This window comes from Oleiphilus sp. HI0086 (assembly GCF_001635225.1).
Window position 1 is genome coordinate 1 of the sequence record NZ_LWFZ01000356.1, and the last position, 346, is coordinate 346.

General features: G+C 44.2%; 1 protein-coding gene. It reads left to right on the top strand.

Features of this window, described 5'->3' with window-relative positions:
- Positions 1 to 205: hypothetical protein (locus A3756_RS28570; RefSeq protein WP_231875483.1), on the top strand; the 205-nt coding region annotated here is incomplete at its 5' end.
- Positions 206 to 346 lie beyond the last annotated feature (141 nt).

The window sequence follows — 346 nt, forward strand, 5'->3', positions numbered from 1 at the left end:
CCATAGTCTATCACTCCAAGGCTCAACACTACACAGTGCTTTGAAGCGGGATATCGGTAAATACAGTGATAAGAAATGTAAATCGACTGAGAAGTTTGGAGAGAGCCCGGAATTACCTGGTACGGATCAGAGTCAATCAAAGCCTACGCCCAGACACAGTGACCATCGGTGGGACATTAGAATGAGAGAAATAGCTCTGTTTTGAGCTACCTCTTTTAACTCGAAACAATCATTGCTCAACACCCAGTGTTTTGCGTTTAGAGTCGGATTAGCTGTTACTTTGGAATCCCTGCAGCCCATCATCAAGGGACTAATTTTATGCACGGAACAGAAGTCTGCTATCGTT